Origin of the sequence: Serratia surfactantfaciens, from assembly GCF_001642805.2 — a bacterium.
GTDB classification, from domain to species: domain Bacteria; phylum Pseudomonadota; class Gammaproteobacteria; order Enterobacterales; family Enterobacteriaceae; genus Serratia; species Serratia surfactantfaciens.
Map to the genome: position 1 here is coordinate 2603443 of NZ_CP016948.1, position 22975 is coordinate 2626417.

A 22975-nucleotide genomic window follows, 5' to 3' on the forward strand; every position below is an offset into this window, starting at 1 on the left:
TTGCCACCCCGCTCCGGTATAAAATACGGAATCAGACTGTCTCTGCCCTCGGTCCTATTAACAAGAGTCGCTGTGCATTTTTAACCAGCGCAAGAATTCAATATTATTATCGATGTTTAGTTTTCTCATCGCTGAGCGCTTATGGATGCTGACCGTTTTCGGGCTGATGCCGAGCAACATCGCCGTTTGATTTTGCGAATATCCCAGGTGAATCAGGCGGCACACTTTTCCCTCGCTAAAGGTCAGTTGGGTACGGCAACGTGGGCAATGGCTTGAAACTAAACTGTTTTTCTTGCGATAGCTCAACATGACCTTATCCACGATCGCCGCCACGCCGTCTTTGCGCGTAATGCTTCCGGCCTCTAAATTGCAATGAATTTTCGGAAAAATCGTTTTATGCTCCAATATTGAAAAATAGAGCGGAATAGAAGAAAAATTGCCCTGCAAAAGCTGGGTATGGCAAAAGTTGATAGACACCCGTTTATCCGGCGCCCTGAATATAATGTTGGCCCTTTCCTCTCCCGTGATCCTGGCCTTGACACCATTCGTGAGAAAACCTTCTTGCAAGGCCAGACCTAACCCAAGCTTGAAAAATTGATTTTGATCGACGATAGCAATATTGACGCGCTCCATTAACAAACCTCCCTTTTGACTGCGCTTGCCCACTCTCCTTACTGCAATATGCTTGCTGTGATTATTTTTTATTTTTGAGATGCTTTTTAATAAAAAAGCGTTATATGCGATACGGAAACGTCTTCGCCTCGCAAAGGTGTATTTTATATATAACGATATAAGCTCATCAGCCCTGGAGAGCACGCAAAAGCAAGACGCGGGGAAACACCGCGTTTTACAAGGTAAAGGGTTACCGTAAGATATATTTATAGTGCATCATTGCCATCCGTGGTACGGTGCCAAGAATTTTCTCCGATAAGTTAATTTTACTCCAAGAGCGCAATATATCCAGATAAATATCGAAAAAAAACATAATATGGAACATAACGCCGTGCTGAATTGATTGTTAAGAGCATCCGATTATGTATTAGGATTTTACTTAGAAGAAAGGCGGGATAATGCTTTATCTCGAAGCGTGCCGTTCCCCTGGCAAGCCATATTAAAAAACTGTCTATAACCATATTAATCTTATTGTAAAAAAAATGCATAAAAAAAAGCTACACTTTACGGTTGCAAGTGACTGCAAAACTTTCATGGCGATTGATTGAGAAAAGATGAACTCATCGGCGGCCGGAGCAAGAACGTCCAGGCTGGGAAAGCGTTTTTACCGGCGTGACGCAGAGCAAACAGAGGTAATAAATAGTGTCGATCTGAGTAATTTTTATATTTTTTTTAATCGCGTCAGTTTTTTAGCCTCCAGACAGGCAATCAGCCCGAGGTGATCTTTTTTTAACTGTTTATGACTGCCAATGGGCAGAATGACTTTAACCGTTTGCAACTTACCGTGATTATTATAGATATCAAATACAATCACCGGCGGGCCATACCCCTGGATCATGCAGTCTAAAAACCGCAGAGCGGCGCACCCCAAGCGGCTTCTGGCCTCTACGACAATTTTTTCCGCAAGCTCATCATAGCGGAAAGGTCTTTCCGGCGTCGTCAATATCTTCATACGGTCTCCCTTCGGGTAGATGTCATTCAGATTTTTAAATAACAAGCGTTATTGCGCAGTGAACGCTGAGGGTAAATGCGATATGAAAAATCAGGATCCAATAACATATAATTTAACGATGCCAAATTAAAATAACAAACAACAGAATAGTATAAAAAATGACAACACTTTTGTTGAAAAAAAGACCTGATTTGCAATAATGAAATTGCCTGAAGTAAAGGGCTAACTGAAAAAGGAGTTTCAATCATGAAAGAACTATCCGCAATTGAAATTGAACAAGTTAACGGTGCTGGTTTTTTTGGTGACGTAGGTACACTGATTGGCAGTGCAGTGGGAACCGGTATTGATACCATTTCCGCGATTGCCGGTGTTAACCCTGATGCCAAAACCGTTGTCGGCACCATCGGTAAAGGTATTGGTCTGGCCGTCGATGCGCTGATTTCCAGCGGGTTGCAGATCATCTCGAAACTGTAATAAAAACTCATAATCATCCCTTACTATTTTTTTTAATTCGTTTCATTTTAAGCACCTTTGCGGGTGCTTTTTTTTACATCAAAGAATCAAAAAATATAAAAGGTCAGAAAAACCATTATCCAGAAAAACAAGCTGGGTATCACCATGATGAAAAAACCCATGCGTTTATTGGCGTTTTTAAGCATCCAGTCATAGATCATCGCACCACTCCTTGTGAATACCAGGAGGCATTTCCACCTCCCGGTATTTTATCCATCGAGTTGTTGATTACAGTTTCGGCACTTTGGAAAAGAAGTCCGCCATTTCGTGCGGGAACCCTTTCGCAATCGCCGGACGAAGATCGTCCATGGAAACATTAAAATCTTTCGGCTGCTCGCCCGTTTGCATTTTTTGGTGTGCGTTCACATTCGATTGCAGACCATTAAAAATGCCCTTCATATTACCGAACATATCATCGCAAGATTTTGTCACGTTACTCATGACCGACTTGGCCGCGTCGGGCCCCGACATTTGAATATTGCTGACGCCTTGCATAAAGGGTTGGCTCAGCGACGATTGGGAGTTGGTGCCCAAATTGCCGCCGGCTTTCATGGTTTCTAAAATTTTGGCTGGATCTAACATGTTTATCACCTCGTTACGGTTGTGTTTACATCGCTTTCGGGCACGAGAATCCTCGCAACGCCCGTGACCAAAGTGGGAAATCTTTCATCGTCGAGCGCAACTCCAGTTTGAGCACGCCAACCACCGACGACATCGACATCGTCAGCTCTCGCCTGTCGCTGGCGAGCGGCACCGGATTGCTGGCGTCGAACATCCGGAATAAGGCCCAGGGCCCGTCGAAACTGGCGACCTGGATCTGGCCGGTGCCGGTGCGGAAGGTCAGTCGAACATAGCTACCGCCTTTCGGGCCCGGCCAATCGATGCGGGTAGGCTGGCTATAACCATGGCTGTAGTTAATCACCTGCCCATCGATGTCCAGGGTCGCTTCGGTGATGGTCGGGGTCAGAGACAGCGGTCTGATGAACATGGAGAATGAAAGTTTGTCGCCGGCGCTGAAGAAGGTATCGCGAATCAAGCGGGCATTTTCAAACGCGCCCAGCGTGCTCGCATTGACGATCCCCTCCGACCCCGGTTTGGCATTCCATTTCTGCGCGTTGACATCCACGTAAGCGGCCAGGTTTTCATCGAAGAACTGCTGCATTGCGCCGTTCTGCCCAAACATGCGCGAGAAGTCCTCGATGCCGACCTCCGCTCTGGCGTTGCGCGAGAACGGATAGCGCCCGCTGATGCTGCCCTTGCACAACCCGGAAGCCAGCGACGAAGCCCCTTTGCTCAGGTTCTTCTGGCTCTGCTGGATCGTTTGACTGTCCCCAACCTGCAACAGATCCATCATGACGCTGCGCACCGGTTCCGGCTGACGCGCCGCATCCAACTGCAGCCGTTTCAGCGTGCCGCCGGCCGGTACCACCTGGCCACCGCGCAATGAGGTGGATAGCGTGGTCAACTGGCTGTACAGCGCTTCGAAACTGCGGCTCAGCGGATCGTTGCTGGCATTGGTGGTCTGCAACAGCTGATACCCCAAGCGGCGAAGCAACTCGAAACGATCTTCCACCGCGCGTTCCGGCGTAAGACGAAAACGCGCACGTTCGCCGGAGATCTCGCCGAGGATGTCACGCCGTTGCTGTTCGAGGCGATTGCGTTGGCGATCGAACCAGCTCGCCGCATCGCCCTGGTTGGTGCCGGTCATGCTGGTTTCACGCGCGGCGAAACGCACCAGGTTGGCCAACGGAGACGAAGGATCGGACAGCTGACGCGCCAATATCGCCGCATCCTCCAGCCCGTTGACCGGCCGGGCGCGCACGTCGCGCATGAACGCATCCCATTTGTCCGCGTATTCGATGAGATAAAGCTTTCTCGCTTCATCAGCCAACTTTTGTGCGGAGGCCAATGAGTTCACTTTGTTTTTGCCTTCCGGGCTGTCGCGCAGCACCCAGGACTCTTCTTCGATCATATCCCTGGCGGCGTCATCGAGCTGCGCCAGGAAGACATCGCGGTAGCTGGCGCGGGTATAGAACCCCGGCACGGCGGTATCGGTCACCGTCGCCTGGCTCTTGCGGCGCAGCATCAAGGACACGTTCGGCCCGGCGGCGTCGGCCAGCGAAATGTCGTTGATCGCCGCCGGCAGCGGTTTCTCTTCGATGCGGCGCACCACCCGCACCTGCATCGGAATATTCATCGCTTTCACCCGCGCCAGGCGCAGCAAGTCGCCGTTCATTTTCATGACCGGCGCATTCGGCAGGGAAAACATTTCCCTCAGGTGGTAAGCGAAGATGCCTTTGTTCATGTCGGTGTAACCTTGCGGCATGAAGCTATCCCAACGCGTCATGAACCAGTCGACCAGCGCCTCGGCGGAACGGTGCGAAGGCTCGCCCATCATCAGATACACTTTCAGCGTGCCGTAGACGTCCTTGTTGGACGCCGATACGTCATTCTTGAGTTCGTCCGCGATATAGTTTTCCACCGCCGGCCAGAAGATCTGCAGCAAATGGCGCTGATAAGTCTTTTGCGCCGCGCTGTTGATCAGCTTGTGCTCGAAATAGGGATTCGGCACCGGTGAAACCTCACCGCCCAGCTGCGCGTTCATATAGCCCAACTGCTCATAGGCGGAAATGACATCGTCGCTGACGCGGTTAGTGACCGGTATTTCACGCACGATGCGCTTCGTTTCGTCAAAGCGCGCCGCAATGTAGGAGATGTAATCACTCTCCCACAGGTAACGCATCGCCAGCAGGTTAAAAGAGACCGCCAACAGAATGAGCACCAGCACATAGCGGCCCAGGGAGCTCATGCGGCTGCCGAGCGGCCTGGCGTGAGAAGACTGCTGCATCACCCCACGCTCTTGCCGGGCGTAATTCAGCTCCGGGTGATAAATGCGCCCGGTCGGGCGAGCTTCATAGATATCCGCCGCTTCCGCGTTGTAAATCGCGCCCTGCGGCGGCAGGGCGATGGTGCTGCCCAGCCAGACCTGCTGCAAATGGCAGGCGTAGCCCACCGGTGTTTGCGGGAAGATCTGCTCTAACAGGGAATACAGCGGGTTGCCCAGCGATCCCAGCGACTCGGTGAAGAACAGCAGCTGTTGGCGGTTTTGCCCATCCGGCGCATCGTGCAGCAGTTCGAGCACGTGATGGCTGACGCGCGCCACCATCTCCCGGTAGAGGGTTTCATACTGTTCGAAGGGCGTTTCGCCCTGGGCGGCGCGGTTCAGGCTGAACCCCATCCCGTTTTGCAGCAGATCGTCGCCCAGCATGGACAGGAAGGTCTCGCCGCCGACCAGCTGATCGAGGTGACTGATGGTGAGATAGACCGGCAGCTCGCTGCGGAACCACGAAGCCATTTCCAGCAGACGCACGCGCAGCGCGTCGGCGACCGACTTTCTTTCGGTCAGCGAAGCGTGCAGCAACCAACGCGCATCCAGACACAGCATGATGCCGTCGATGCCCGGATGGCGGCGGTGGCGCCTGATCAGCTTGAACAGAGTATCGCGCGCCCTGGCACCCTCATCGCCGAGGCCGTTCAGCTGCAGCCATTCACCGGAGGTGTCCACATACACCGAATTCTCCGCCAGCCACCAGTTGCAATCCTGGGTTGGCCCGACATCCACCGTCTGTTGCAGCCCATAGTGTTCGGCCAGCAAGAAGCGTTCGCCGCTTTCGCCGATCAACGAGGTTTTGCCGCTGCCCGGCGGCCCGATGACCAAAAACCAGGGTTTTTCGCTGATGTAACGGCGCGTCAGGCGGTACTTGAAGCGCTGCCAGGGGGTGCGCTGCTTCGACGTGCCGACGTACTGCAAGGTGCGCAAGGCGTCGTAAAAACGCGAGGTGACGCGATCTCGCTGCGCGGTTTTTCTTTTGGCCGGGGCGGGGGCCCGCGCGTGGCGGAACACCCAGGACAAAAACGTCGCCACGAACGGCCACAGCGCCCAGCACAGGATCAGAGCGATAATGATGCCTCTGACCCAGACCGACAGCAGCGGGCGGTAGGTGCCGATGGCGATCAGCGGCCCAATCCACCACACCACCGCACACAGCAGCAAGGCAATCACCAATATGAATGATCTACGTATCATATAATTTCCTTATTATCTCTACGCCGACGGATGTCTTAGTTATCCTCGGGGACCTCGGCGGCTACCCCTGCCTGATTCAACGTGGCAGACGGTGAAGCCATCTCCCTCTCGCCGATTTTCCAAAGGATGTCCACCCGGCGGTTGCGGCGGCGCCCTTCTTCCGTCGCGTTGTCGTCCAGCGGCTCCTGATCGCCCTTGCCGACCGATGTCACGGTGCGGTTGTATTTACTGTTGGCCAAGGATTCTCGCAGCTTGTCGGCCACCGTCTGCGCGCGAGCTTCCGAGAGTTTCAGGTTGGAGTTGTTGGAGGTGTTGCGATACGGTTTGTTGTCGGTATGCCCGATCACCTCCAGATCGCCCGGCCACGGCGCCAGCGCCTCCCCCAAACGCTCAATGTTGCGTTTCTTTTTAAACTCTTCCGACAGCTTCGACTGCCCGGTGGCGAAAGCGCCGTCGGAGGTGAAGATCAACAGCCAGCCGCGCGGATCGGCGCGCACCTCCAACCACCCTTCGCTGAGGATTTGCGGCAGCGGCTGCGGCAGCGTCTCCATGATGTTGATTTTGCGCGGCTGCGGTGGCGTCCAAGCCAGAATGGCGTTGCGCAGCGCGCGCGACTGATCGTGCAGATACCAGGCGGCCGAGGCGTACGCCAGCAGCGCTATCGCCAGGCCGTAGCACAGCAGCTTGAGCGGCGTGATGCGGGTGGCCTTGCGCACCACGCTGCTCGGTTCGGCATCGGCCAGCGTCTGCGTCGGGTTCTGGCTGTACAGATAACCGTCAAGACGGTTGCGCACGTCGGCCAGCAGCACCGCGCCGCGCTCCATCACGTGGTATTGCCCTTCGAAGCCCAGCGACAGGATCAGATCGTAGAACGCCAGGATCTCCTTATTGCGCGGCGAGGCGGCCAGATACTCTTGCAGGTGCTCGAAGCACTTTTCCCCGCCCCAGGCGTCGCGATAAAACTCCACCAGCAGGCTGAGATTCAGTTCGCCCGACTCCAGCGTGCCCATGCAGCACTCGTCCACGTAGGAGCACAGCAGATAGGCCAGCTTGTCGACATCGCTCGGCGCGACGTGATCCGCCAACAGCGTCTGCTGGAACTGTTGGATCTCGCGCACGATCTGCGCGCGCACCGCGCCCGGATTCAGCTGTTTCTGATCGCGTACCCGCTCCACCTGCAGCAAGACCGGAATGGCGGCGGCGATCAGTGGATTGTCCCAGTGGCCCATCATCACCCCGGGCTTGCTCAGCGCGGCGCGGCCAAACAAGCCGTTCGAGGCCGTCGCCGTGTCCCCCTGGCGGTCGCCAGGGGCGGGATCGCTGTTTTCCGGCGCGGCGCTTTCCGCTTCATAAGGCTTGGGTTCGGTGGGCGCCGCCACCCCGGCGCTCCCCGGCCGCAGCTTGGCGGCCAACGCCCGCGCGCCGAAGGACAGCGCGGCGATTTCCGCCGTCGTTTTGCCTACCGTGCCGGACGCGGGGAGGCGCGGCGTCGCGTTGTTGCGCGTTACCGCCATCGCCTCGCGTATTTTTCTCTCGAATTCGTTCATCCCACCCTCCCTTGCCTTAATCCCCAGACGTCAAAGCGCAAGTCCGGGAAATCCCCCACGATGCTGAGCGCCATCGCCGAGCCGCCCATCATCTCCTTGTAAATCGGGTCAGCATGATCAACCTCGAAATAGATGCTGTTCGGGTAATACGGTATGTGCCGCGGCGGCGAAGCCATAGGCAGCAAGCGAGCGCCCGGTAATTGAAGATCGATCAGCTGAATGATTTTCTCGACCGGCCCCAGTTTGACCTGCGCGGGGAAATACGAGCGCAGATGCTCGATGGACAACCCGCAGCTGACGGCAAACACCAGTTTTTCCAGACGCAGCTGCGAGTCGTTCGGGCACAGATAAATGCTGTCGCCGCGATCGATAAACGGCAGCGCCACCGCCGGCGCTTCGATCACCAGCGACAGCGCGCGACGGATCGAGGCGAACAGCTGGAAATAGCAGTTGTGCGGCTCATCGTGCAGATACACCAAATCGGCGCGATCCCAGAGACGTTCGCCGCCGGGAATGATGCTGAGCCGCCCCAACAGGCTCAGCAGCGTGTCGAACAGGGTTTCAGGGTGCACCTGCGGGCTGGCCAACAGTTGGCTGATGCGCAAATTGAACTCGCTCAAGGTTTGCAGCAACAGCAACTCCAGCAGCTCGGAAAGCCCGCCGATCGTCATGTGCACGTCCGGACGGAAGACCGATTCCAGACGTTGGCTGATCAGCCCAAGCAGTTCGGTGGTGAACGCGGGCAGCCAGCCGATGGCGCGGAAATCCAGCATCGGCGGCAAGGCGCGCTCATCCAGCAGCACCCGACGATCGCTGGTGAGCTCGCGCACGAAGCCGACCGGCAAAACGCTTTCCGCGCTGCTGACCGCATCCTCCAGGCTTAGCCGCGTCACCAGGCTCCCCAGCTGCATCGTGCATACGCGCGGTGTCCCTTCCAGACTGACGCCGTGGTTGCGATCCGGCACATCGGCGTCCATGGTGCGAAAGCGGCTGCTTTTCCGCTCATCCTGGATAAGATCGATCTGGGCATTGCCGGCAATGTCCATCAGCACGGACAGGCACACCACTTTCCCCTGGCAGCCTTCTCCCAGCACCAGCGGCGGCGGCAGCGGAATATCCTCAGGCATGCTGAACGCCGTGCCGTCGGGGAAAACGCCCTTGGCTTTCTTCAGCGCAAACTTGCCCTGCTCCAATAGCCCGTTGTCGATCTCCAGCGCCAGGAACCCCCAGGTGAAGGTTTCGACGCTGCGCAAGCGCGCTTCAATCAAGTGCTCGAAAAAACGTTCCTGCTGCTGGAAATGCTGCGGTTCCATCAACATGCCTTCTACCCAGGCGACGCGTTGTTTAGGTAACATGTCATTCATCCATTTTGTCGTTAGTCACTATGCTGAGTGACGTCATCCCCACCATCACCTTCATTTGCGAATCAGCCTGCGCGGGGGACTTTTTCTCGGCGAGCGGCAAGACGCCGCTGATTTGCTGAAATTCCGCCCCGACGACGACCCATCGCTCTTGCCCTGCCGGCACCTCGAAGCGATAACGCAGCGTTTCCCTCGGTTGCAAAATGCTCTGGTGCCGGCTCAGCGCCCCTTCCGACGGCGCCGTCTCGCGGCAAGGGGCGCCATCGCCAATCCCTTCGGGCATCCACCCCGAGCGATTGGTTTCTATGACGCACACCTTGACCGGCTGCGCCTCCCCGGCCGCATTCGGGTTCACGTTGTCGTTGGCGGTCACTTCGACGTCGATAAACCGCAACCGACGCCCCGCATCCGCCGCTTCGTCGTGAGAAAACCAGCTGCATCCGCTCAGCGTCCCCACCGCCAACAGAGCCCCTACCGCGATCCCCCGGAGCGTTTTCACCATGCTGAACTCCTATGCATTAACGAAACATTTGGTCTGGCTGGGCGCGACCTGAGTAGCGACCATGTTGTTGTTGTTCGTCGTGCTGGAATCACCTAATCGCGTGACCGGCATGCCGCCGGAGAAATACTTGCCCGATCCCTGCACCGGCTGCGCCTGGGCCGAATGCGTTCCCGAGGCGGCGCCGATCACCCCGCCCGAATCGATGGTGGCCACGCGAATGGTGCCGAGGTTCTGTTCATTGCCGCCGCAAATGAAATAGTTAGGCACGTTCGGTATGCCGGTGTTGTTGGGCGAAGTATTCGGACCCGGCGCCGGTATCATCGGGTCACAGCCGGCCAAGCCGATCCCGCCCATGTTGGTATTGGCTGCAGTCATGGTGGTTACCCCATATGTATCTGGCCGCCGTCGATCTTCAGCACCGCCGAAGACTTCAGGGAACCAATTTCACTGTTGATGACCAGGGATTGCCGCGCATCCTGAATGATGTGTTTCGCCAATACCTCGTCGGTTTCCTCCACCCGCCGGCTTGCGTGCTTGCTGCGCACAAACAGGCGTTGAGAGATTTGGTGCAGCGTTTCGGCCACCCAACGGCTGCTGCGCGTCAGCAGCGTGAAGTGCGGGCTGCGCAACGTCAGCCGCTTGCCGCCCTGCAGTTCGATCTCCGGCGCCACGATGCGCAAGTTGGCGCTGCGGCTGTCCAGCGTCATGACGGCGTGCGCCTGTTGCCGCGACAGGATCTCGGTAATGACCAATTTGTCGCCGTCGACGATGACGCAAACGCGATCGCCCGCCAGCGGCTGAACCAGGCAGCTGGTGGCGACCGCCAGACAATGGGCGCGCATGCCGTCGACATACAGGCCGCCATTGGCGTCGGCCGCCAGCGTCACCACCTTGCGCCCCCCTTGTTCGGCAAGCGGAGCGCTGCGCACCAACTGCAAAGGCGTCACCCTGGCGTTGGCATAGACCTTCTGATGCTCTCTTCTGGACTTATACATATCTGCTTACTCCTGTTGGCCGTTGATACGACGGTTGCCGCGGTCCCGGTTGTTGATGCGCATACCAGGCGTCGATCGCACTCAAGAACGGATCGGCGGTAAGCGGCACATTTTCGGCGCGATGACGCTGTGCGCCATGCAGACGAGCGCTCTGTTGCTGGGCGGCGGTCAACGGCTGTTCGATCAGATTCGCTTCCCGCAGCTCGGCCTGCTCCAGATTGGCCAGCGCCAGATCGCACGCCCTGAATTCCGCTTGCATCAGCATGGCGCGCCCCCAGTTGGCACCGCCCATCGCGCACTCGCTGAACCGGGCTTTTTGCCCCTGCGCCAGGGTCAGCGTCGCGCGCTCGAAATCGCAGCGCAGCGCCTGCGCTTCGGCGAAGATCGCCGAGGTCAGATCGCTGTCGGCGAACGAACACCCCTCCAGCTCGCTGCGGTGAAAACTGGCGCCCTGCAGTTGCAGCTGCGCCAAATTGCAGCCCGACAGGCGGCAGGTGAACCAGATGCGCGCCTGTCCGGCGATCGTTTGCCAGCTGCACTTCTCCAACTGACAGCCCCCCATGATGTGGCGCTCGAGGGTCGACGCCTGCCACAAGCACTGTGTGAGTTGGCAGGCATACCAGTTGGCGTCCTGTATCACGTCCTGGTGAAACATCAGGTTGGTCAGGGTGCTGGTCTGCACGGCCAGATGCCCCAGGCTGCTGCGTTCAACTTCCGCCCCGTTGACCTCGCACCGGATCAAACTGCAGTCGTCCAGCAGACAATCGCCGACGTAGCACCCCTGCAGCGTGGTGTCATTGCACGCCACATTGCACAGCAGCCCCTGTTGCAACGTCAGGTTGTCAAACCGGCATTCGTTGAACGCCAGGCGCATCAAGCTGCCGCCGACCACGTTGACCTGCTGCAGGGTGCAGCCCTCAAAGCGCACCGCTCGCAAATCGCATCCTTCAAACGTGACGCGTTCGAAATGGCAGTCGATGAAAAAACAGTCGCTCAGCGTCAACCCTTTCAGCTCACGATCGTGGAAACGTCGCTTTTTGAAGGTGCGCGGCATGGCCGGCGTCTGCGCCACCGCCTGAGCGACCTCCAGCTCAATCACCCCGGTGTCAGGCAGGGCCTGTTGGATGACGCGGCTCTCAGTTTTCATGCGCATAGTCCCCCTGAATAATTCTGCGCGGCACCCAGCACGCCCGTTCAAGCAAACACCCGCTGAAACGGGTACCGGCGTCCTGCCAGCTCATCGCCAGATTCGCCGCCGCCAGGTTGCACTGGTCAAATCCCGCATCGCGCAAGTCGGCGTTGTAAAACAGTCCTTGCTGGGCGCTGCTGTTTTGCCAGCGAGCGTGCGTCAGCACGCTGTCTTTGAACCGCACGCCGGCCATGTCGCAGCCGGCGATGGTGCTAGCCGTCAAATCGGCCTCGTCGAAATTGCATTCGGTGAAAACGCTGTACAGCAGTTGGCACCTCTCCAGGCGCGCCGCTTTCAGCCCCACTTTGGTGAAACAGCAATCGCTGAACACGCCGTGGGAAAAATTCACCTGCATGCCCGCCGTCAAGCTCTCGACGCCGCAGCGTTCAAAGCGCACGCCGCGCCAATTGCCGCCGAGGAACGAGTTTTTGGTTAACGTCATATCCAGCGCCACCGCACCTTCGGCCAGGCAGCGGTTGAACACGCAGGCATCCAGTTCCCCTTGCAGAAATTGCGTGCGAATCAGCGTCGAGCCGTTGAACATGCCGTTGCCAATCGCCCCGCGCTCAAAGCGCATCGCCGTGAAATCCCCCCGCTCGAAGACGCAGTAATCCAGCTTCACCCCCTCGGCCCGCATGCCTTGCCCCTGCGGTGCCTCCAGCGTTACCCGTTCGAGGACCGCCTCCTGCCACGCGCTTTCCGCCATCGACGGCTTTTGCAAGGTGCACGAAACCATGCGGATCCGACGCAGCGTCGCCTGCGTCAGGTCGACCGCATCAAAAACACAGTTTTCGAAGGTGCAGTTCTCCAGGATCGCCTGGGAAAAATCGCAGCGCTCAAAGCGGCATTGCAGAAAATGCTTGTCTGACAGCGCATGGCTGCGCAATCCGCTGAAAGTCTTCCCTTCCACGGTTGCGCTAGCGGGAAAAAACGCATCATTGCCGTCTTCGGCGGGCAGATCCGGCAAATCGGGCAGCGTCACGGAAGCGGGATCCGCCGTCGTCTGTTGCTGGTGCAAGGCAATCGCCTCGCGGATGCGTTGATAGAAAACGGCGGAGTCGCCCAACGAGGTGGGCGACGGGTCATAACGCAAATCGCTGGGGTGATCCGACACCGCCTGGATGACATTCAGGCCCATCTCCGCCGGCATCAGATCCGGATCGAACAGGAACTCAAAGGGGGAAGCCTCATCGTCGCTGCGCTTGTGATGCACCTGCCGGAAATAATCGAACGGCCGCGGCGCATCGCAGCGATCCAACGCCAGCATCAGGGACTCGATGGACTCGTCCAGAAGATGCGTCAGCGGCGCATCGCCGGTGAACACGATCAGCGCGATGTCGCTGTCGGGCAGGAACCACAGCGTTTTGCGCAGCAGTGCAATTTCCTCGAGGCTCTCGCTATCGTGGCGGCGTATGAACGCCCGCCCACGCACCGCCGGCAGCTCGCCGCGTATCGCCTGGCTTTGCGCGCCGACGCCCTGCAGTTCAAAGGGCACCCTATCCGGCCACGCCGCTTCCGGCAGCCACTGTGCCGGCGGCGCCATCTGGTAGTAGCGCCGATCGATATCGGCCGGCAATCCGGGGAAAGCCGTTTCCAGATACGCTTTGCTGGCGATCTGGCCCGCCACCTTGTCGATGTGCGCCTTACGCAGCAAAAACTCATGCGGCACCGGCGCCGGCGCCGCCAGCGGGGAGCGTTCCTGTGCGGAGCCCTCGGCGGACAAGGTCATCAGCAGCGGCCGCAGTCCATCATTGCCACCGCGCCCCAACGGATTCTCCTTGTTGTCTTTCCCGCCCCAGGCCGAGGTGTGATCCAGCGGCACGCTGAGGAAAGGTTCCGCCCCCATCGCGCCGCGTCGGCCCTCGCCCTCGACCCGCCAACGGCGCTTAAGCCCGCCGATGTCGGCGCTGACGTCCAGCGTTTTTACCGGCTGACCGATGCCGGCATGGCCGGCGATCAGGTATTCGGCGAACGGCTTCGGCTCGGCCACATCCAGCACCGGCAGGCTGAGCGGCGCGCGTTTCCACGCCTCCCAGATTTCGGCTTCGTTCACGAAGTGTTCCGGTCGGGACAGGTAGCATCCGGCCACGACGCTGATGCCGAGCCGGCTGTCTGTGCCGATCTGGTAACTTCCTTTAATCGCCACCAATTGCTGTGGCCGTATGATTCTCATTGCCGCGCCTCGTTAGTTTTTGCTTTGCATCCCGACTTTTTTCAAATCGACGCCGGTCTCGGACAGTGACGCGCCGGTGTAGCTGATGGACACCCCCGTCGTGCTGGTGCTGCTGCCGGTATTGCTGACGCTGCTACCGGTATTGCTGACGCTGCTACCGGTGCTGCTGACGCTGCTGCCGGTGGTGCCGACGCTGCTGCCGGTGGTGCTCACGCTGCTGCCGGTGGTGCTGATGCTGCAACCGGTGGTGCTGGTCGACGAACCGGTGGTGCTGATACTGCAGCCGGTGGTGCTGGTCGATGAGCCGGTGGTGCTCACGCTCACGCCGGTAAAGCTGGTGCTGCTGCCGGTCTGGCTGGTGCTGACCGTGGTATAGCTGTTGCTCTCGCCGGTCATGCTGTTGCTGATGCTGGTGAAGGAGTTACTTTCGCCGGTCATCGAGTTCGAGACGCCGGTGCAGCTGGTGCTCTGCCCGGTAAACGACGTGCTCAACCCGGTGAACGAGGTACTCACGCCGGTAAACGACGTGCTCACGCCGGTGAACGAGGTGCTGACGCCGGTAAACGAGGTGCTGACCCCGGTGGCGCTAAGGCTGACGCCGGTCAGTGAGGCGCTAACGCCGGTGATCGACGCGTTAAATCCGGTAATGCTGAAGACGTAATCCTTGTAAGAGACGTGGTTGGTGAACCAGTCCGTAAAGGTGCGGCGGATGATGTCGAACTTGTCCATCCCCACCTCGGTGGCCTGATTGCGCTCCACCGTGGTTTGCAGATCGCGCTCGGCGTGCAGCATGACGCGTTCGTTGTTGCGGTTGTCATCGAAGGTCAACTGGCTGGCGTGCTGCGGCTTGCCGAAGCGCAGCGAACGCGACACCATCCCCGAGTAGTTGATGTATTCAGGCAGTTGGTAAGGCGGCGGGTTATCGCCGTTATAAACAATCCCTGTCACCATCGGACGGTCGAGATCGCCGTCGACATAGGTCACCAGCACTTCCTGGCCGACGCGCGGCATGGCGATCACGCCCCAGCCTTTCCCCGCCCAGGCCTGCACGACGCGGATCCAGCAAGAGCTGTCCTCCTCGGTGGTTTTGTAGCGATCCCAGTGGAAATGCACGCGAATGCGCGCAAACTTGTCGGTATGCACTTCGGAATTGGGCGCGCCGACCACGGTGGCGCTCTGGATGCCCGGCATCTGCGGCTTGGGCGTTTCGCGCAGCGGGCGGAACGCCACATCGTCGTTTAGCGCATTGAAACGGCAGGTCACGTTGCGGCCGTCGCTGCTGCTGTCGGGGCCGTCTTGCACGAACACATAGTCGCAACGGGTCAGTTTGAAGCGGCGGTTGCGGTTGGCGTCCGGGTGCAAAATCAAGGAGAAGTCCTTACCGGCCATCAGCCCGACGGCGTTGCTCTCGCCAAACAGCAGGTGACCGTCGCTTTGCATTTCTTCCAGGCGCAACCGCGCCAGGTTCTCACCGCGCTCGGTATCGATATAACCCGCCGCGTAGTCGTACCATTCCAGCGGCGTGTTCTGCAGGCCGAGGCGGCTCTCTTCCACCTTGGTTTGCAGGTTCTTGCGCGGGTTCTGGAAGTCGAAGTCGCGCAGCACGATTTCATTCGGGCGTACTTTGCGGGAACGCTGGATGCGCTGGATCCCTTCGCGAATAGCGCGGTTTTCTTCGCTGTCCGGCATGAACGGCAACACGGCGTAACCGAAATCCAGATCGTCGAAGTTCTGCCGGTCGGTGATCACCAGCGTGTGCTTATCCTCGGCGTGATCGAAGTAATACCAGATGCCTTCGTCTTCCAGCAGGCGGCTGATAAACGCGAAATCCGTTTCGGAAAATTGCACGCAATACTCACGCGTCGGATAGGTGCCTTGAATATCCAGACGGTAGTCGGCAAAGCCGTAGCGAGAGAAGATTTGCTCGATGATGTCGAGCACGTTCAGATCCTGGAATATACGGCTGTTGCGGTTCTGCATCAAAAACCACAGCCAGGTGCTCAGCTCCAGCTTATAAACGAACTTATCCTGGTGCTGCCCCGCATCGGAGGCGCCGATCACGTAAGCGTAAAAAGGCCGCGAGCCGAAATCCGGCCTTTCTATTTGAATGCTGATCCCTTCACCCAGCAAAGACTCATAATCCACATCCGCCTGAGCGCATTCGAATTCGAGCGAATATTGCGAGTTGCTCGACAACCCTTCTTTGGTGGTAAAGCTGAGTGGAAACGCATTTAATTCGGCTAACACCGGGTTATCAATTTCGATTAAAGGCATAACAACCTCTCTGATCCGATATCGAACCCCGCCCCGCGTTTGCGGGCCGGCGGTAAATTAAAAATCAGTCGAAATAAACACTTAAACTATCGTTCTCGACCATGAGTTGGATATTCTGCAGTTCCTGACCCGCCCGTTTGCGCTGCAGCACTTCATTGCTGATTGGCGGCAAAATCGCCTGCTGCAGCAGCGACTCGACCGCTCTACCGCGCGAAGGATGGGCGCTGATGCGTTTGGCTATCCAGCCGGGAATGTCGCCTTCCAGCACCAGCGACACGCCCACTTCTTTGTGCAAACGTTGCTGTAAACGTGAAATCTGTTTGGTGGCGATATGGGTTATCGCTTCGGTGGAAAGCGGCACGTAAGGAATGACGTTCATGCGCGCCAACAGCGCCGCCGGGAAAAAGCGCGCCAGGACATCGTGCAGCATCGGGCGCAGCGCCTCGGTTTTCAGCTCCGGCGTTTCCGCCAGCGTCGCTTCTATTTCGCCGGCGCCGATGTTGCTCGTCATCAAAATAAAGCACTGGCGGAAGCTGATCATGCGGCCTTCGCCGTCCTCCATCACGCCCTTGTCAAAGACTTGATAGAACGCCTCATGAATGTCGGGATGTGCCTTGTCGAATTCGTCGAGCAGCACGATGGAATAAGGCTTGCGGCGCACCGCCTCCGTCAATTTGCCGCCCTTGCCGTAGCCGACATAGCCCGGCGGTGCCCCCTTCAGCGTGGAGACGGTGTGCGATTCCTGAAATTCGCTCATATTGAAGACGATCAGGTTGTGCGCGCCGCCGTACATCGCCTCCGCCAGGGCGAACGCGGTCTCCGTTTTGCCGACGCCGCTCGGGCCGGACAGCATGAAAACGCCCAATGGCCGATCGTGCGCCTGAATGCCGGCGCGGGAGATCCTCACCGCCTGCGCGATTTCATCGATCGCCGTCTGCTGGCCGAAAATCTGGCGGCTCAGCAGTTGGTTAAGGTTGAGCGCATTGTCCAGATCGCTTTGCAGCATGCGGCCGGTGGGAATGCCGGTCCAATCCGACAGCACCTCCGCCACGACGCGATCGTCCACCCACGGATACACCAACGGCAGGCCGCCGTCTTGCAGCTCGCCCAACTCGGTGGCCAGTTGCGGCAGACGCTCCGGCGACTGCCGCTCCGCCTCGAGCAAGGTGGTAACCGCCTGCTGCTCCTGTGCTTGTCGCCGACGCAGGGCGTCCAGCTCTCCCTCCATCTCGCTGAGCGTCTGCTGCAATTCGCTGATGCGAGTGGGCGCCAGACTGTCGAATCGGCTTTCTTCCTGCAGGCCGTTCAATTCGGTGCGCTTCACCGCCAGCCCGGCCTCGAGCGACTCGATTTTTTCAGGCTGCGCATGCTGGCTCAGCGCCACCCGCGCACAGGCGGTATCCAGCAGGCTGATGGCCTTGTCCGGCAGCTGCCGCGACGGCAGATGGCGCAGCGACAAATGCACCGCCGCCTGCAGCGCCGATTCGCGGATTTTGACGCTGTGGTGCTGTGCGAAATGCGGGGCGATGGCGCGCATCATGTTCACCGCATTCTCTTCGTCCGGCTCTGAAACCAACACGTACTGGAAGCGGCGCGTCAACGCGGCATCCGGCTCGATGAACTGTTTGTATTCCGACCAGGTGGTCGCCGCCACCATGCGCAGCGCTCCCCTGGCCAGCATGGGTTTCAGCAGGTTGACGGCGTCGCCGGTGCCGGCCTGCCCGCCGGCGCCCACCAGCGTATGCGCCTCATCGCAGAACAGGATCACCGGCACGGCCGAATGCGCAATGGCGTCGATCAGCGCTTTCAGACGTGATTCGAACTCCCCGCGCATGCTCGCCCCGGCCTGCATGCGCCCCAGATCCAAAGACAGCAGCCGGGCGCCCTGCAGCAGCGGCGGCACCTGTCCTTGCGCTATCTTGCAGGCCAGCGCTTCCGCCACCGCCGTTTTGCCGACCCCGGCTTCGCCCACCAAAATCGGGTTGTTCTGCCGACGGCGCAGCAAAATGTCGATCACCTGACGCAGCTCCGCCTCGCGGCCAATCACCGGATCGATTTCACCGTCGCGCGCCTGGCGAGTCAGGTCGGCGCACCATTTATCGAGTATCTCGACCGTCTCGGACGCATCCGGCGCATCGCCGTGGGCGCTGTAGACTTCATCTTCTTCTTCCTCATGCTCGACGGACTCCGCCAGAATCGCCGGATAATCGTCGAACAGCTGCGGGATCGGCAGTTTTTTGAATTCGTCGCTCAGCCGGTACAGACTGCGCTGCAGCGTGGGATCCTGCAGAATGCCGACCAGGATATGGATGGTGCGCACGCCGCCGGACGGCGTTTCGGCGAGCTGGCTCATCAGCAGGCCCCTTTCCACCACCGTTTCCAATTGCGTCGACAGATCCACCACCGCATTCGTGCGGTTCGGCAAGGTATGCAGAATGCGATCCAACGCATCGCTGATGCGCTGACTATTGATGGCGTAGTGCGCCAGGATCAGCGGCAGGTCGCCGCGCTCCTTGTCCACCAGGACTTTCAGCCAGTGTTCAAGCTCCACGTATTCGTGCCTGAAGGTCCGGCACAGCTTGGTCGCTTCAACGAAGGACTGATAAGCAAAGTGGCCCAATCGCGAAAAAAGACGTTCTCGTTGATACACCTTAAATTTCCTTATATTAAGTTGTTGATTGATAAACCAGCTGCCTAAACGTCCCTGTCTTAGGTTTCAGCCAGCTGTCTTTACTCAGCGACTTGCCGCCCAGCTGCGCCGCCATGCCCGGCTCCGTGGCGATCAGCAGGCTGACGTCCAGCATCAGCTGATGGCTCGTGAAGTCATGACAGATACTCACCAGCGCCTGCAGCCGCCGGCTGCCGCGCTGATACTGCTGGTAATGCGGGGCCCCCAGCGGCCCGATTTGAATATGCGCGCCGTATTGGGCATCGAAAAAGCGGCTGCCAATGCGCGTGCGACCCAACTTGCCCAGCTTTTGACTGCCGCTTTTTTTGCCGTCGTCGATCCACTTGGCGTAGCGCGGCGTAATGGTGATGGGAACGGCGAAATAGGCCGTCAGCATCTTGGTCAACTGCCGCAGCGAGCGACGCCCCGGCAGATAAGTGCCGGGATAGGCTTCGCGCAGACGCTGGATATGCGGGTTTACCGTCAACGCCGTATCGACGCCCACCGTCTGACGCAAATGATGCAAGAACGGGTTTTTGTCATCGTCGTGATCATGGCCGATCATCGCCTTCAACTGCGCCCAGGCCCGGTAGTGCAAGACGGCGAAGCGCTGGCTGACGATGCCGACGAACTGCTGGAACGCCTGATTGCGCCGGGCGATGACTTCGGTGCGAGCGTGCTCGGTCACATGGATCGGCAGCGGGCCGTAAGGGGCGAACATGCCGAAATGCCGCGCCTGAATCAGCACCTGCGTCGGGCGTTGCACGATGGAGGCGATTTCGCGCGAGGCAAACGCCATATCCGCCGGCTGGGTGATGCAGAGCCTTTCGCGGCTGCGATCGTTGGAGACGCCGAGCCGCGGCGCATCCGGCTGCGCGCGTTCGATACGCCGCAGCAACTCGAAAAAATCCTGCCGATTGGACAGCCCGCGGATTTCGGCCTGGCCCAGGCTTTCGCCTTGCGCCCCCGTCGCCGGCGCCGGCTCCAACGACAGCGCCGTTTCGCGCATCAACGACATATCAGCCATAGTAGAGCGCCCCCCAGTCGGCGTGGGTTTCCCCATCCAGCAACAGCTTCATGCTCAACGTTTGGTTCAAATCGCCGTATTGGCTGAGCGCGTGGTGCAATATTTTGCCGAACAGATAGGCGCCGTGGTCGGCATGATGGTTGGCGCTCAAGTTGACGGCGATCTCGGCCCCGCGGATCCAGGCGAGCGGCCCCGGCCCCTGATTGCGTTCGAAGTGGTGCTCCACCCAGGCATTTTTGATGCTGGCGATGCGTTTACGCTGGCTGGAGTCATCCTGATGGCAGAACAACGACAGCCAATCGCGCAACAGCGCCGAACAATCCTGAACGTCCGGGCGCGCATGGCGCAAAGGATTGGAGGCCAGCATCTGAATCGCTTGCCACGCCTGGCTGATGTTGGGCACCGCGACAGGGTTGCTCGGGTAGCGGACGATCTCCACCTGGTGGATCGGCATCGCCGTTTCCAGTTGGAAATGTGGTTGCTGAAGGTGCGCAGGCACCAGATGCCGTTCGCAGACCAGCGCCTCGACGCTGAGCGACGTGATGTCGTCGATGTCGATACCGCTTTTGCCCGGCGAAATGGCGATGAAAGTATCTTCGTTGGGCAGGTGCGGGTTGTTGTATTTGGATGGCGACGGCTCGCGACGACGCTGCAGCGTATAACCCGCCGGCTCCCGTTCACAGTCGTAATGCACATCGGCCTGCAGCGAAGAGAAAATCACCGGGTTGCCGTCCGGCAACATGCCTTTCACCTGTTTAACGCTATGTATCTCATACAGCGAGGTGTTCAAACGGTCGACCACCAGCTGGTGCTCGGTGCGCTCACCCGTCAACAGCACCGGCGAGCAATGGCGGCGATACAGGTTGATGACCGGGGTCGCGAAAAGATGAAAATCCCTGGCGTTGACGCGACCGATCAGAGTCAGTGGGCGTTGCTCAAGAGCAAACAAGATCTCGAACTCATGGACGCGTTCGCATTGACGCAGAAAATCCTGTACGCCATGCAGCTCGAGGCTGAAGAAGCGGCTCGGTGCCGCAAAGTATTCGCGCATCAGCCGGTTGCCGGGCAATTCCCCTACCGCGGTGGGCAACAATGCCTCTTCGTCGCCGACGCCGCCCAGGCGCAGGCTTTCCGGTTGCAGGACTTTGACGATCGGCCGGTCATCGTTTTTCGCCCATAGCACGATGCGCAAGGTGCGATTAAGCAGCGCGGCCATCAGTTGATTGGCCCGCACCGTATCTTCCGCCAACGTCAGGTGCAAGGGTTCGAGGTCCAGTTCCGAGACGGGCAACACGCCGTGCGTGGTCAGGCCGATTCTGACGTAGGCTGAACAATCTTGCATATGCCTGGCGGCGCCGTCAGGCAGATGGTGAGGCGGCAAAATTTCACATTCCGCCAATGAAATCTCAACGGGCTGCACTTTAATATGCCGCGCCGTGGTGAAGGTGGCGGGTTTGTTGTTCAGCGAGATATCGTTGAGGGTCATTCGGCTTCCCCGCGGCAGATCGACCTGGCTGTGCCACTGGGGGAAAGAGAGATCGGGCTTAATCGCGACGGTGGCGATCGCGGGAACGGGCGTGTACCACAAGGGCGCCAGGCGAGAAAGCATTTGCAAGGCAAATTCTGGCTGCTCGTTGTTCAGTTTTTCCTGGATGCGGGTGCAAAGAAAAGCGGAGCCCTCCAACAGACGCTCGACGAAGGGATCCAGCACGCCGTCGATATGCATGCCCAAATGCTGAGCGACCTGAGGATGAGAAGAGGCAAATTGACGACCGGCCTCGCGAAAATAACGCAGCTCATCATTATATAATTGGAGAAAGCGCTCACTGAACATAGTCACCTCTATTAATCAAATACGTGTACGGCGCCACAGGAATAATCAAGAGCTATGCGCAAATTAACCAGCATTTCGTCGCCCGGTAATGAGCAAGTGCCATAGATATCAAATAAGATTGCCAATACATACGATTGACGTTCATTCACGACCGGCACCACGCGAATCGTTTTCGGATCCAATCTCGGCTCAAAAGAAGTAATAATTCTTTGTATATGCCTCGCCAACGTTAGCGGATCGGTATTAATGGGTATTCGTTGGCTCAGCGACGGCAGACCATAATTCAATACCGAGCTTTCGCTATGCGCATAATCGTGAAGTTTTAAATCTGCGCTGCGCGATGCGTCATTCAGTAAAAATTCGATATCACGCACCAGGACGCGCCGCCAATTATCGGCGCTGCCGCTTTGATTTCTCACGCTGAGCTTATCGAATAGCATGGGCAATGACGCTTTCATTTAACACCTCGCGGTAATGATTGTGTCTGCCCGCAAGGTTCTGCGGGCAGACGGCCTGCAATAAGTGTTATGACATCAATGATCAGATACGGGCATTAAGCTTGAGGTCATACCCCGTCTTAATCACCGCACCCATGGAGCCATCGTTGTTTTGCTCTTTGTACTCAACTTCGATACGTGCGAAATTCAGCTTGATAACATCGGTTGGCAGCACGGTATCGATTTCAGTACCGATGGTGGAGTTCAGCGGCATATTGCCCACGGTCTTGAATGAGGAAACCAGGCAGTTACTGAAGGTCACGGCAATAAAATCTTGCTGACCCTGGCCTGATTTACGGCAAACAAGTTTTGCCTGAGGAATATGTTCGCCGGTGGCGCACATCAGAAACAGCTTGGGCGAAGCCTTATTACTTACCATGCGAAACTCAAAGTCTTTCATTTCGACTTTGCCGGACCCACCGCCGCTGCCGAATCCCCAGCGCCCGGCATTTTCCTCCGCCCATTGCCAGGCTTGCAGCTGAATCCATCCCGGATAGGTTTGGTCAGGGGATTCGCCGTCTACACCCTCAATCTTCAAAAAATAGTCTACTAATGCTTTAGTGCTCATTTTTGTCTCCTTGACTGATAGGTCCTACTACGTTAATTGAAATATCCACTCAGATAAGTCGTTATATTGCCAACGCAATCATTGAAATAGCGGAAATGGGAATCCATCAGCCATCA

At 58.1% G+C, this 22975-nt stretch carries 18 protein-coding genes; 1 reads left to right on the forward strand and 17 read right to left on the reverse strand.

Features of this window, described 5'->3' with window-relative positions:
- Nucleotides 1–57 precede the first annotated feature (57 nt).
- Nucleotides 58–633: a helix-turn-helix transcriptional regulator gene (locus ATE40_RS12280; protein ID WP_063918622.1), complete on the reverse strand. Its 576-nt coding sequence runs from the start codon at nucleotides 631–633 to the stop codon at nucleotides 58–60.
- A gap of 700 nt (nucleotides 634–1333) precedes the next feature.
- On the reverse strand, nucleotides 1334–1624 hold the full coding sequence (locus ATE40_RS12285) for a hypothetical protein (protein WP_019453436.1): 291 nt from the start codon (nucleotides 1622–1624) through the stop codon (nucleotides 1334–1336).
- A gap of 246 nt (nucleotides 1625–1870) precedes the next feature.
- On the opposite strand from ATE40_RS12285, the gene ATE40_RS12290 reads away from it, so the two are divergent.
- A complete protein-coding gene (locus ATE40_RS12290; RefSeq protein ID WP_019453435.1) occupies nucleotides 1871–2098 on the forward strand; it encodes a hypothetical protein in 228 nt (75 codons plus the stop codon).
- A gap of 267 nt (nucleotides 2099–2365) precedes the next feature.
- Here the strand turns inward: ATE40_RS12290 and ATE40_RS12295 are convergent, their stop codons facing one another.
- From ATE40_RS12295 to ATE40_RS12360, 15 genes are all read right to left on the reverse strand, one after another.
- Nucleotides 2366–2719, reverse strand: a complete 354-nt coding sequence (locus tag ATE40_RS12295) for a DUF6277 family protein (RefSeq protein WP_004935323.1) — start codon at nucleotides 2717–2719, stop codon at nucleotides 2366–2368.
- 25 nt (nucleotides 2720–2744) lie between these two features.
- Nucleotides 2745–6224, reverse strand: a complete 3480-nt coding sequence (gene tssM / locus ATE40_RS12300) for a type VI secretion system membrane subunit TssM (protein ID WP_025159872.1) — start codon at nucleotides 6222–6224, stop codon at nucleotides 2745–2747.
- Nucleotides 6225–6259: 35 nt separating this feature from the next.
- On the reverse strand, nucleotides 6260–7771 hold the full coding sequence (gene icmH / locus ATE40_RS12305) for a type IVB secretion system protein IcmH/DotU (RefSeq protein ID WP_019456424.1): 1512 nt from the start codon (nucleotides 7769–7771) through the stop codon (nucleotides 6260–6262).
- Complete coding sequence (tssK, locus tag ATE40_RS12310; RefSeq protein ID WP_019456423.1) at nucleotides 7768–9126, reverse strand: type VI secretion system baseplate subunit TssK; 1359 nt, start codon at nucleotides 9124–9126, stop codon at nucleotides 7768–7770. The genes icmH and tssK overlap by 4 nt, the downstream gene beginning before the upstream one ends.
- Nucleotide 9127: 1 nt before the next feature.
- On the reverse strand, nucleotides 9128–9634 hold the full coding sequence (locus tag ATE40_RS12315) for a type VI secretion lipoprotein TssJ (protein WP_063918623.1): 507 nt from the start codon (nucleotides 9632–9634) through the stop codon (nucleotides 9128–9130).
- A gap of 9 nt (nucleotides 9635–9643) precedes the next feature.
- On the reverse strand, nucleotides 9644–10009 hold the full coding sequence (locus tag ATE40_RS12320) for a PAAR-like domain-containing protein (RefSeq protein ID WP_025159873.1): 366 nt from the start codon (nucleotides 10007–10009) through the stop codon (nucleotides 9644–9646).
- Between the two features lie 5 nt (nucleotides 10010–10014).
- Nucleotides 10015–10629 (reverse strand): DUF3540 domain-containing protein, encoded by a 615-nt coding sequence (locus ATE40_RS12325; RefSeq protein ID WP_019456420.1) that lies wholly within the window; start codon nucleotides 10627–10629, stop codon nucleotides 10015–10017.
- Nucleotides 10622–11776: a pentapeptide repeat-containing protein gene (locus tag ATE40_RS12330; RefSeq protein WP_244889040.1), complete on the reverse strand. Its 1155-nt coding sequence runs from the start codon at nucleotides 11774–11776 to the stop codon at nucleotides 10622–10624. Before ATE40_RS12330 ends, ATE40_RS12325 begins: the two co-directional genes overlap by 8 nt.
- A complete protein-coding gene (locus ATE40_RS12335; protein WP_063918625.1) occupies nucleotides 11766–13991 on the reverse strand; it encodes a DUF2169 family type VI secretion system accessory protein in 2226 nt (741 codons plus the stop codon). Before ATE40_RS12335 ends, ATE40_RS12330 begins: the two co-directional genes overlap by 11 nt.
- Before the next feature lie 12 nt (nucleotides 13992–14003).
- Nucleotides 14004–16265: a type VI secretion system tip protein VgrG gene (gene vgrG, locus ATE40_RS12340; protein WP_063918626.1), complete on the reverse strand. Its 2262-nt coding sequence runs from the start codon at nucleotides 16263–16265 to the stop codon at nucleotides 14004–14006.
- Between the two features lie 64 nt (nucleotides 16266–16329).
- Complete coding sequence (tssH, locus tag ATE40_RS12345; protein ID WP_063918627.1) at nucleotides 16330–18915, reverse strand: type VI secretion system ATPase TssH; 2586 nt, start codon at nucleotides 18913–18915, stop codon at nucleotides 16330–16332.
- A gap of 16 nt (nucleotides 18916–18931) precedes the next feature.
- Entirely contained in the window at nucleotides 18932–19960 is a 1029-nt protein-coding gene (gene tssG, locus ATE40_RS12350; RefSeq protein ID WP_063918628.1) for a type VI secretion system baseplate subunit TssG, read from the reverse strand.
- Complete coding sequence (tssF, locus tag ATE40_RS12355) at nucleotides 19953–21794, reverse strand: type VI secretion system baseplate subunit TssF (RefSeq protein ID WP_025160410.1); 1842 nt, start codon at nucleotides 21792–21794, stop codon at nucleotides 19953–19955. The genes tssG and tssF overlap by 8 nt, the downstream gene beginning before the upstream one ends.
- Nucleotides 21795–21805: 11 nt before the next feature.
- Nucleotides 21806–22252 carry a type VI secretion system baseplate subunit TssE gene (locus ATE40_RS24245; RefSeq protein WP_071532884.1) on the reverse strand — a complete coding sequence of 149 codons (447 nt, stop codon included), beginning with the start codon at nucleotides 22250–22252 and terminating at the stop codon, nucleotides 21806–21808.
- Nucleotides 22253–22334: 82 nt separating this feature from the next.
- Nucleotides 22335–22859 (reverse strand): Hcp family type VI secretion system effector, encoded by a 525-nt coding sequence (locus tag ATE40_RS12360; protein WP_004935369.1) that lies wholly within the window; start codon nucleotides 22857–22859, stop codon nucleotides 22335–22337.
- Between the last annotated feature and the right edge of the window lie 116 nt (nucleotides 22860–22975).